The 11,080-nt window shown below is 71.3% G+C and carries 8 protein-coding genes; all 8 read right to left on the reverse strand.

What is annotated here, in order from left to right; genetic code table 11:
• Positions 1–4: 4 nt before the first annotated feature.
• Entirely contained in the window at positions 5–2,239 is a 2,235-nt protein-coding gene (locus ACIRQ7_RS07560; RefSeq protein WP_404260721.1) for a hypothetical protein, read from the reverse strand.
• Positions 2,236–4,935, reverse strand: coding sequence for a hypothetical protein (locus ACIRQ7_RS07565; RefSeq protein WP_404260723.1), 2,700 nt, complete (start codon positions 4,933–4,935; stop codon positions 2,236–2,238). The genes ACIRQ7_RS07560 and ACIRQ7_RS07565 overlap by 4 nt, the downstream gene beginning before the upstream one ends.
• Positions 4,932–7,697 (reverse strand): hypothetical protein, encoded by a 2,766-nt coding sequence (locus tag ACIRQ7_RS07570; protein ID WP_404260725.1) that lies wholly within the window; start codon positions 7,695–7,697, stop codon positions 4,932–4,934. The genes ACIRQ7_RS07565 and ACIRQ7_RS07570 overlap by 4 nt, the downstream gene beginning before the upstream one ends.
• A 26-nt stretch (positions 7,698–7,723) precedes the next feature.
• On the reverse strand, positions 7,724–8,104 hold the full coding sequence (locus ACIRQ7_RS07575; protein ID WP_404260727.1) for a GPW/gp25 family protein: 381 nt from the start codon (positions 8,102–8,104) through the stop codon (positions 7,724–7,726).
• 79 nt (positions 8,105–8,183) lie between these two features.
• Positions 8,184–8,900 carry a phage baseplate assembly protein V gene (locus tag ACIRQ7_RS07580; RefSeq protein ID WP_404260728.1) on the reverse strand — a complete coding sequence of 239 codons (717 nt, stop codon included), beginning with the start codon at positions 8,898–8,900 and terminating at the stop codon, positions 8,184–8,186.
• Between the two features lie 47 nt (positions 8,901–8,947).
• Positions 8,948–10,084, reverse strand: a complete 1,137-nt coding sequence (locus tag ACIRQ7_RS07585; protein ID WP_404260730.1) for a phage late control D family protein — start codon at positions 10,082–10,084, stop codon at positions 8,948–8,950.
• A gap of 3 nt (positions 10,085–10,087) precedes the next feature.
• A complete protein-coding gene (locus ACIRQ7_RS07590) occupies positions 10,088–10,366 on the reverse strand; it encodes a LysM domain-containing protein (protein ID WP_404260731.1) in 279 nt (92 codons plus the stop codon).
• Between the two features lie 24 nt (positions 10,367–10,390).
• The gene (locus ACIRQ7_RS07595; RefSeq protein WP_404260733.1) at positions 10,391–11,077 is read right to left on the reverse strand and encodes a hypothetical protein; all 687 of its coding nucleotides are present in this window, start codon (positions 11,075–11,077) and stop codon (positions 10,391–10,393) included.
• Between the last annotated feature and the right edge of the window lie 3 nt (positions 11,078–11,080).

Here is an 11,080-nt window from a genome sequence, read left to right on the forward strand (position 1 = left end):
TACGTCAGGTCACATGGATGACGGCGGTCTCCATGCCCACCGGCAGGTATTCGTCGAGGCGCAGTCGCAGGTTGTCTTCCCGGTGGGGCTGCTGGAGCACGCGGAAGGCGCCCATCTCCGAGCCCTCTTCGGCTCCCCGGAAGATCTCCGGCGGGCAGGTGCGCCGGAGTTGGCCGAAGCCTGGACTGCCGTAGCGCTCGGACTCGAAGGCGGGGGCGAGCCGGGTGGCCGCCTCGTCCGCCACGGCCGTCTGCCAGCCGGGGGACAGCGTCAACTTCCCCGCAGCCGCCCGCCGTTCGCGCCGCTCGGTTTCCAGGGCGGTGGCCAGCGCCGGCTGACAGCGGTACTGCTGCGGGGTCTTCGAGCCGCGGGGAACATGACTGAAGCGCACACAGCCCTGCTGTCGCCGATCGACGGTGACCGTTCCGGTGAACAGGCACTCGCTGGCCAGCGGCAGTTTCCGGAAGGCGCAGCTGCCCAGGACCGTCGACCGTTCGAGGTGGGCCGGCGGGCCGCTGGTTCCGGCGCTGTCGCTGATGGCGACGCCGGGCGGCACGCCGTGCCTGAGAACTCCCTGGACGACGGAGTCGAGCACCCAGAGCCCGGTGATCCCCGGGGGCAGTCGCAGCGCGCCGACGATACTGAACGCGATCTGGACCTCCAGGCCGGTGTTGACCGCCGCGTCGGCCTTGGTCGATGCGACGGTCAGGCTGGGCCCGGACGGTCCGGCCGGGGCGGGGCCGCAGACAGAGCGGCCCGGCACCAGGGTGGAGTGCAGCAGCCGGAGCCTTCGCAGGTCGTCGGCAACGTGGATGCCGCCCTCGATGAGCAGACCGCCAAGGGTGAGCGAGCAGCCGGCCCCCGCCGTGTGGAGGGTGACGACGCCGTTGTCCGGCAGCAGATGGGGCCGGACACCGTTGGCCGCCTGGACGGTGAGCGACTCGCCCGCCCTGAGGGTCAGTGCGGCGTCGAGTCGGTAGCCGGCATTGTCGGTGATCTCGATGACGGTGGGCGATGTCGGGGGGCGGGCGGTGATCGCTGCGTTCAGATTGTCGCCGCCGCCGCTCACCCGCAGCGGGGCGGCGGCGGGCACCAGCCACTTTCCCCGCTGGTAGGGGCCACCGCCCATGGCCGCGCTGAAGCCGTAGTGGTAGGAGACGGTGATCCGCTGCCCGCTGCGGCCGCGCGGCACCAGCAGCCGTCCACGGGTGACGTCGATCCCGATGACGGTGCCGTCCGGCTGGTGGGCCGGTGACCACTGGGGGTGCGTGCCCGGGTCCGCGTCCGGACCGCCGAGGTGGGTGCACCGCACCTCGGCGGCGGGGACGGGCTTGCCGTCGGCGAACACCACCAGGCTGCCGTCGGTGGTGTCAGGATCGCCGTAGTACTGCGTGATCGATTCCCCGTGGGGCCGCTGTCGCAGGTCTTCCAGGAAGGCGGCGGCCCGGATCGGTCCCTGGACGGTCGGTTCGGTCGTCCGGTCCACTTCGCGGCGGCCTGCCGAGAACAGCGGGATGTCCTGCCCGAGCGGGCTGAAGGCCAGAAACCAGGGCTTGGCGGCGATCGGACGCGGTGTCACCCGCCGCATCCCGTACGAGCCGAGCCGCCAGAGGAACAGTCCGAGGCGGTGGATCCCGTACCAGCCGTGCCACTCCGCTGCCGGGCGGACGTCCACGGTGTGCGCGGAGGTGTCCCACGGGCCGCCGGTCCGGTCTCCGGCGTCCACCCGGCGCAGGTCGAGGCAGCCGTGGGCGGCGGGTCGCAGATGCTCCATGTGCTGGTTCCAGTCCAGCAGTTCGCGGAACTCCAGCACCCGGGCGTCCCAGCCGGTGATGTCGCGAGCCAGCTCCTCCAGCATCGCGGGAGTGCCCTTGCGCCGGCGGTGGTGGATCGTCCGGGCGACGTCCGCGCGGGTGCGGATCGCGCTGGGCGGTGCCAGGCCGGGACCGGCGAGGTCGGGGAAGAGCACACGGGCGGTGCGTTCGGCCGAGGCCAGTCCGGGGTCGTGCAGCGGGCTGCTGCCGACGAGTGCGCCGATGTAGGGGACCGCCCAGGGCCGGCAGGTCTCGACGAAGTAGTCGTCCCAGAGCTGCCGGACGTCGGCGTGCAGGGCGTCAGCCTGTTCGGTGACCAGGGCGAGCAGGGCGGCCAGTTCACCGTGATCGTCGTCCGCGATCCGGTACAGCGCCGGGAGCAGCTTCAGCAGACGGTCGGGGTCGGGCCCGGCGGCGGTGGTCATCGGTCGGCTCCTCCGGTGGTGCGCAGCACGATGTCCTGCTCGGGTGTCCCGACGCCGGCCAGTTCGGCGGGGAGCACGATGCCCGGCGTCCCCGAGGGCCTGGCCGGCAGCATGAGCAGGCGGGGTTGCGGCTGCGGGGCGCCGGGCCCGAGACCGTGCGCCGCGCGAAGGCCCGGGTCCTCGCTCTTGAGGTCGAGGAGGTGTACGTCCACGGAGACGACGCCCGGCACTTCCTGGAGGACCCGGTACACCTCGCTGAGGTATACCGGCTGGGCGAAGCTCCGCTCCTCGAAGGAGAGGTGACGTAGCAACGCCGCGCGGGCGGCCTCGCGCACGTCGTCCGCGTGGTATCGCTCGTCGACGGCCAGTGTGGCGTCGGCGCGCACGTCGACCGCCACATGGTTGGCGAGGAGCAGGGGGTGATTCGGGTCGCGCTCCGCCGCGAAAGTGTCGGCGATACGGGCCAGCCCCTCGGGGGAGAACCACGCCCCGCCGGGCCCGGCGACGGTGAGATGAACCGCGCGGCGGCGGCTGGTCCACACCCAGGTGGCGGTCGATTTCGCCACGTCACCGGCCGTCAGCGCGCCGTCCTCGAAGTCGCGCAGCGAGACGGCCCGGCCGAAGGTGCGCACGGTGGCGGCAGCGGATTCGCGGGCCCGCCCATGGGGCTCAGGGTCGACCCCGCCGTCCGCCGCCACGGGGTTGACGGCGCCCTTGACGCCGGTGGGCCGGTCCAGGAGGGTCGCCAGTCGGCCGGCCGCCACCCGCCCTTGCTCACCCAGGCCTTGACGGTAGCGGGCGACGATGTTTGCCCGGCCGGTCGGCGGCCGCGCGCCGGTGGTGCCGTCCCCGAACTGCACGGTCAGCGCTCCGTCCGCGGCGATACGGGTGGTATAGACCTGGTCGTTCGCGGTGGCGCCGTACAGGGTGGGCCGCTCGGTCCAGCGCACGCCGGCGACGAACACCCGGAGCGAGGAGGCGACGCCACCGGGCACCGCTGCGGGCAGATGGGTGACCGGGTTCTTGGCGAGCCGGAACCGCTGGAAGGGGACGGCGGCGTCACCGTCGCCGAGCACCTCCTCGCGGATCGTCTCCCCATGGCTCGCGGGGGCGGTATTGCCCAGCAGTACCGCGGTGTCCGGGTCGAGGGTGGCGGTGGTGGCAGGCCGGAGGCCGATGCGCAGGAAGACGCGTGGCGGAACCTTCTGCGGGGCGACCGCCGTCCCTTCCGGCCCGATGATCTGTCCTTCTGGACCGACGATCGACGCCGTGACGACGGTCGCGCCGATCGGCAGCCGCCCCTTCCCGTCGGTGAGGACCACGGAACGCCCCGGAGGGACGTCGTCGAGGCTGAGCACGGTCCCCGGCCGCGCCACGCCCTTGACGACCGTACGTCCGACCTCGACGGCGGACGGCCCTGCCGGCACCCCCGGCAGATACACCTCATCGGTGCCGACCGGGGCGTGCCCGAACGGCCAGAAACGTAGCGGCGGATCGAGCAGTTCATGGAGCACCACGTCGCGGATGTCGCCCTTTCCCGAGGGCAGCAGCTTGTCCAGTCCCAGTCCGGGAATCAGCGGGCTGAGTTTCAGTTGCATCACGGTGCCGTGGTGGGCATCCACGGAGCGAGTGCCCCTTGTCGCCCTGCGTTTCACATGGCGCTCGGCAACATTCTTGACGCGGAAGGGGATCACCACCGGGTCGGTCAGCCCGGCCACCGCGAGCAGCAGGGAACCGGGGCCGAGACCGTCGTACCGGCCGTCGAGCGAGATATGGAGGCCGTCCGTGCCGTCACCGTGCAAGGTGAAGTCGGTGACGGCCTCCACCAGCCGCACGAATCTCCTGGCACCCACCGGCACCACCACCGCACGGGGCGCGTCGTGGCCGAAAAGGTGAAAGGACCGGCCCAGCCGGTAGGCACGGGACGCGGCGCTGCGACCGTGGTGGGCTTCCAGGTAATGCGCGCCCTTGATCGCGGGGGTCCATTCCACCCTGACCATGTCCTCCTGGTCCTGCTGCGCCCTCACCTGCGTAACCGTCAGTACCTGAACCTCTTTGCCGGCGTAGACGAGCACCTTGTCCCCCGGGGTGAGCGCGGCGACGGCGCGCACTCCTTCGGCGTCGGGGGCGGCGCTCGCGCCGAGGCTCCCGTCCCCCGTCGGGTGCGCCGGGCGCGGAGCCCCGGTGAGCCGCAACCGGTTGAGCCTGGCGTCCGCGGTCACCTCCTCCAGCGTCTCGAACTTCTGTGGCTTCTCGCCCTCTGCCGGGACGCTCTGCACCCGGGTTCCGGCCGGAATCACGGCGGTCGTGCCCGGTTCCAGGGTGAAGGCGAGGCGGGTGGTGGCCGCGGTTCCGGGGCGCAGCTCGTAGCCGATGAGCCGGACCAGCCGTGCCACCGAGTCGCGTAGCACCGCCGTTCCGAGGAAGGCCTCGTTGACCAGCCGCTCCTGATAGAACGTCAGCACATCGGCGACCGCCGCCCACAGTTCGACCGCGGTAACGGTGTGGTCGTCCGCCGCCCGCGAGGTCAGGTCCGCCAGGGCCGGTACATCGGCGAGCCGGTCGAGGATCTCCTGCCGGAAGGTGCTGAAGGTGCCGCTCCGGTAGGCGACAGCCGACAGCCCGGGGCGATTGTCCGCCCGCAACGGGGCACCGGCGTCACACGCCGTGCAGCACTGGCTGGCGTCGTCGCTCACGAGCCGCCTCCAGCGGTGAGGGTCAGGGTGCCGTTCTCCATGGCACTGGGGTCGTTGTCGAGCCGTGCGATTTCCCAGGGGCCGATGGGCAGCGTTCCGCTCTCCAGCTCCCCGGCCGGCGGTCGACCGTGCCGTTTGAGCCCGGTGACGGTGACCGACTGCACGCCCTCGACGGAGGCCGCCGCGGCATAGACGCGGCTGAGATGGACCGGCTGTCCGAAGGCGACAGCGGCGGGGTGGAAGAGGCCTGGTGCGCCGCCCGGCCCCGGCCCCGCGCCGAGGGCCAGCGTCACGGCGTGTGCCACGTCACCGCGGAAGTAGCCCGGTGCGGCGCACAGTTGCAGAGTCAGGTCCAGGGGCACGTAGCGTGCGGAGCGGATCTCCAGGTCGTATCCGGCGAGGCGGAAGCGGCTGAGGCCTGCATGCACCCGGCTGCGGAACGCGGGGTCGAGGGAGGTGGCGCCCCGCGCGTCGGTGAGGACGTGCCGCGGGTCGTCCGGGGCGATCCCGACGCACGCCGTGTACCAACTCCCGGTCCAGCGGAAGGCGGCCACCGCATCTCTGACGCCGTCGAGGGAGAGGGCCGCGTCACGGTAGTCCTGCTCGGTGACTGCTCGCAGCAGGCCGGTCCGGAACGCAGCCGGGGCGTACTGCCGGACCTGCTCGATCGTTTCGGCATCGGTTCCGGGGTGGGCCGGCAGCGGATTGCGCACGCCCGTGACGACGGGCCAGTCCGCCGGAGCCGGGACCATCGGTTCCAGATGCGGGACGACGAGATGGGCGAGGGCGTCCGCTCCGATGTCGCCGCTGTGCCCGTTGCCGACCCGGTACCGGAGTTCGGCCCGGTCCGCACCGAGCGGGATCGCGCCGTACTGGCCGTCCCCGAAGCGCAGCACCGCGCGGCCCTCGCCGTCCACATCGGCCACGAAGTGGGTGTCGAACTCACCACTGGACAGCAGGTCGGGCACCGGCAACCAGTCGGTGGGCTCCGCGCCGCGCCAGGTCCGTACGGCCACGGCGGGCTTGGCGTCCATGACGTCGCACCGGAGGCCGGGACGCTCCCGCACCTGCGGAGATCCGGGCGGCGGCACATCGGCGTCACGCTGGGCGGATGGGTCGTACCGGGCAGGTTCGCACTGGAAGGTGAGCGGCGCTTCGTTCAGCCGCATTCGCAGCGGCCGCTCCCCGCCCAGGGGCGGTGCCCATACGCACTGCTCCCGCACCGTACGGCCGTGGTCGGCGGCGACGACGTTCCCCCGGGCCACCGAGACATCGCGCAGCGTCGTGCCGTCGTCGAGGACCGCGGACAGGCACAGCGCGAAACCCGGCGCGTCCGCGGCGCTCCAGGTCACCTCCAGCAGCGGAAGAGCGGGCTCCGCCCCGGTCCGCGGCACGGGTTCCTTGGTCACCGGATCGACGACGGCGCCGAACAACGGGTCCCGCATCCGCACGGTTTCGGGGTCGAAGGCGTCCACGGACGGGCCGGGGGACACCTTCTCGATCCGTACGACCACACGGTGGGCGGGATCGGCGGCCCGGTCGTGCCCGCCCGGCCGCTTCACCTCCTCCAGCAGCAGGAGATCGCCCGGCGCGAGCCGCGGGCGCACCGCCACATCGTGCGCGTCGACCCCGTACAGATGCACGGTGGTCGCTCCGGGCGCGAGGACGCAGTGTTCGTTGCCCCAGGTGTGCAGGTGCAGTGCGTGGTGAAGCGGGTCGAGCCGTGTGCTGGTCGCCGTCTCGAAGACGCGCACCTGCGTGAGTGCGGGATCGGTCCGATAGGCCAAATCCCCGGGGGCGAGCAGGGTTCCGGCCGAAGTGAGGGGGCGGGTGGGCTTCGTAAACCCGGCGGGGCCGTGATCGGTGTGCAGCCGTTCGGGGATGCGGGTGAGCAGTTGGGTACCGGCGGGCAGGGTGCCGGCCGTCTCCACGGTGAGGTGCGCATAGGTCCATGCGTTGCGACCGTCGTGCATCAGGTAGTCGACGAGCCGCGCATGGCGCTTGGCGGAGACCCGCTGACGCGCGGTGTCGAGGAAGGCCTCGTTGGCGACGGCATCCTGGAAATAGCTGAGCTGGTCGGCCTCGTACGCGAACAGCTCCAGCAGGGTGATGCCCAGGTCCGCCGGGCTGCGTTCGGTCCACCGGGGGTTGCGCTGGGCGACCAGGTCCCACAGCAGCTGCCGGAAGCCGGCGTAGTCCTTGGCAAGGTAGTCGAGGGCGGGCTCCGCGGGCGCGGCACGCGGTCCGGGCGCGGGCGGTGCGCAGTCGAAGTCCACCGGGCACCCCGGCCGGAAGTTCACCGGCGCCACCGAGAACAGCCGGTCAACCCGCTGCGGTTCATGGCGCCAGCCGTCGTCGTCGCGCAGCCAGCCCACGGACAGCAGATAGGGCGAGAAGTCGCCCTGCCTGTCGACCTCGACGTCGAGGACGTGGTCGCGGGCGGTGTCGCGGGCCGCACGCAGGACGCCGATCCCGGTGATACGGGTGCCGCCGTGCACGTGCAGCCAGTCGGTCCGGGTGAGGAGTCCGTACACATCGGCGGGAAGCTCGGCCAGCCAGTGCACATGCAGCACATGCCGCGGCTCGGCGCCGGCAGGCGACCCCGCCGGCGGCTCGATCCGCTCGTACTCCACGAAGTCGACGCCGTTGAGCGCCTCGTCACCGAGGGCGGCGGCCTGCCGGAGCAGCAAGGTCCGGCGTCCTTGGTCGCGGCAGCCGGGGCCAAGGAGTTCCAGGAGCCGGGTGGCGGAATCGGCGTTCATCGTCGGTCGCATCTCACCACGAGCCCTCACACCCGCCATGGGGACAGGAAACGCTCATCACGCTGCTCGCCCGTGCTGCGCTTGCTGAACACGACGTTGACGGTGAGCGTGGTGTCTTCGGGGACGACGTCGACGCGGTGTACGGCGATGACATCGTCCAGCCAGCGGGTCAGCGCCCCCTGCACCAGGAACTGGGTGACCGCGGCCAGGGAGTCGCCGGCCGGCATGAAGACCAGCTGGCCGAGCCCGCAGCCGAAGTCGGGGCGGTTGACCCGCTCTCCGGGGTTGGTGAAGAGCACTTGGTGGACGAGGTCGCGGATGTGGTCGTCCTCGTCGGTGAGCGCGGTGCGTCCGCGCCCGTCGATGTGGTACGGAAAGTCGAGGTAGTCGCCCCCGGCCCGGTTCATGGTCGTCTCCACCGCTTGTCTGATTTCCGCTCTGTGTCAGATCTGGGTCGGCTCCAGGTCGGCTCAGCCGGCCCCGGGGTCAGCCGAGCTTTACGGTCCTGGAGAGCAGGTCCGGGGTGGGGGGCGCGAGTTGGGGTGCCGGCGGGGCCGGGGTGACCGGGCCCAGCGCGGTGGCCTGGCCCGGGTGCATATGGAAGTTGAACCCCTGGACGAGCTGGGCGAGGTACCGCTGGAGCTGATCGCCGAACACTCCGGGATGTGCCGCGCCCGCGGCGAGTTCGATGGCCGGCGCATCCACCACGATCTTGGTGGCCGCCTTCAGCGTCACCTTTCCCTGCCGCACCTCGATCCGCAGCAGATTGGCGCCGTCGGAGTCACTGATCGCGATGGTCCGGGTGTCGTCGTGCAGTGCCAGTACGAGCCCCTCCTCACTGCGGGTGACCTTGACGTCAGGCGTGGCCGCCGTACCTGTCTCATCGGCGGGCTGCTGATTACTGCCCCACCAGCACCCCGTCCAGATGGGCCGGGAGACGTCGCCCGCTTCGAACTCCAACCACACGCCCGCACCGATGGGCGGACAGGCGAAGGAACCGGACTTGTTGCCCGCGTACGCCACGCAGGGCAGGGCCCAGCCGCTCTCCGCCTCGCCGAGCACCTCGGGGACCCGCGCGCGGATCCGCCCCTGGTTCCGGGGGTCCTTGTTGTCCGTCACCGAGCCGCGGAACTTGCCGAGATGCTGGTGTGAGCCGCCCTGCTGCTTCCCTTGCGGGGCGGCGACGCGAGTGGGGGTGGTCATGGGGCACCTTCGCTCATCGGAACTTCACAGGGATGTGGTCCGCCCAGTCAATTGATCAACGAGTCGACAAGGCGAAAGTTCTCCTGTCCGGTGAGGCCCATGGCGTTGCGGCGCAGCGTGAAACGCTGGGTGTACGCACCGTCGCCGGTGAAGGTGTGCAGCACCCGCTCGATGTAGTAGCGGCCGCTGAACTGCCTCCCGACGCCCCGCACCATGACGGGCCGCTTGGCCTTGAGTACGCCTCCGTAGGCGACCGTGCTCAGTTCGCCCTCCGCCACCACCGACCAGGAGGAGCGGTCCACGACCGCCTGCGCATAGCGCTGCACCTCCCCGGACTGCGCCATGCCGAGTCCGCTGAGCAGCAGCTTGCGCGGGCGTTCCGCGGGAGTGGCGGGAGTCTGGCCCATCCCGTCGGTGTGGCCCGGGTCTTGGGCCTGGCCGGACTGTGCGGACGCGTCGTCGGGGTCGATGGTCGCCGCCTGGGCAACGGCCGGACCGAGCATGTCGAACCTGGCGCGGAAGGAATTCACATTGGTGGCCGAGCCCATGTTGACGGTCAGCGTGCCCTGCGGCCGGGCATCGTGGCGGGGTGGGTGAAAGTGCCCCTCGACCTCGCCGGAGGCGCCCGTCTCGACGAAGCACTCGTAGCCGTTGCGGTCGGCGAGCTGCTGCAGGAACTGGATGTCGCTGCCGCGTTGGGTCAGTACGTGGTCGTTCTCCTGCCGCGACCACCGGGTCGACTCGACCACGGGGGTGAAGTGGTAGGCCGCGTCGGAGAAGATGGCGGAGGCGACGTCGGAGTCCATCATGTTCGGCCAGACCCGCACCTTTTCCTCCAGGTGCATCAGCACCGTGGGGTCCATGGCGACGACGGTGAGCACCGAGGCGTCGCCGCCCGTCGAGAAGGTCGTGTCGACCTCCACCACGTATGCGCTGATCAGCGGCACGGCCGGCCCGCTGCCCACGGTGACGGAGAGCCCGATGCCGGCCAGGCGGGTGAACAGTCCCTCGTCGAGCAGCGTCCAGCCGCTGCCGTCCTCACGTACGCCGACGGCGAGCCTGAGTCGCAGCATGTCCGCCATCGCGGCGTGGTCCTCGACCTCGATCCGCTGCACCGCGCCCAGGAGGGACGGCGGGGCCGGTGCGCCGTTGAGGGTGAGGCTGTAGGTCACCTGCGGAGCCATCGCTCACCCCTCCGAGGGCGGGATGAGCAGGATCGCCGCTTCCTGGAGCAGGTCGGGCGGCCACAGCGCGCGGTTGGCATCGCCGATGCGCCAGAAGCGCTCCGGATCGCGATAGTGCTGCCAGGCGAGGTGATCGAGCCGCTCCCCGTCGACGACCCGGTGGCCGATGAAGGCCGGCGTGTCGGGGATGAAGCGCGCGGTCTTGTAGCGGATCACCCGGCCCGAGGGATCGGTGAACGTGTGCTCCGGGACGTGCTCGTAGCGGCTGCCCTTGAAGAACATGGTGTGCGGACTCCGTCGTTGCGATCAGTGCGGCAGCAGGTTGCGGATGCCGGTGAGGTTGCTGCCCGGCAGGTGCGCGGCGGCCAGGCTCTCCTTGGCCTTCTGGTACGCGATGAAGGCATCGCGGCCGAGGCTGGAGTCGGTGAACTCCATGTATGTCAGCACCTGCATGGCCAGCTCGACCTTCGCCGCGATCGGATTGAGGCGGGTGTCGAAGCCCTCCTCGGAGACCGCGAAGCTGGTGAGCTTGACCGGCACCACCCGGGACTTGCCCCACACGAGCAGGATCAGCGGCAGGTCGGCCGGACTGACCTGAACCTGGCCTCGGGCGGCCTGCTCCTCGATCTTTCCGGCCTCAAGCGTCGGCGGATACATGAGCAGTTCGAGGGTGGCGAGCGCGGGGTGCAGACCGTGTTCCGCGACGGCGGCGTTCCGGTCGGGCTCGGCGAGCTGGTCGGCGGCGTGCATATCGACCGTCATGCCGATGGTCTCCACGGGCGGCCCGGCGACCCTCAGCACGTCCTCCTTGGCGGGCCCGGCGGTCCCGGCCGCGGGCGGCGGGGCGGCGCGGTGCGCGAGGGTGCGCTTCATCGTGTCGGGGTTGAACTGGAAGACGATGAGCCGGGTCGGCTGCGAACCGGGGGTGTGCGTGGGGTAGACGGCCAGCGCGCCCTTTTGCAGGGTGGGGCGGAGGGGGAATTCAGCGGGCATGAA

The organism is Streptomyces sp. NPDC101393, assembly GCF_044767385.1.
In the GTDB taxonomy this organism is placed as follows: domain Bacteria; phylum Actinomycetota; class Actinomycetes; order Streptomycetales; family Streptomycetaceae; genus Streptomyces.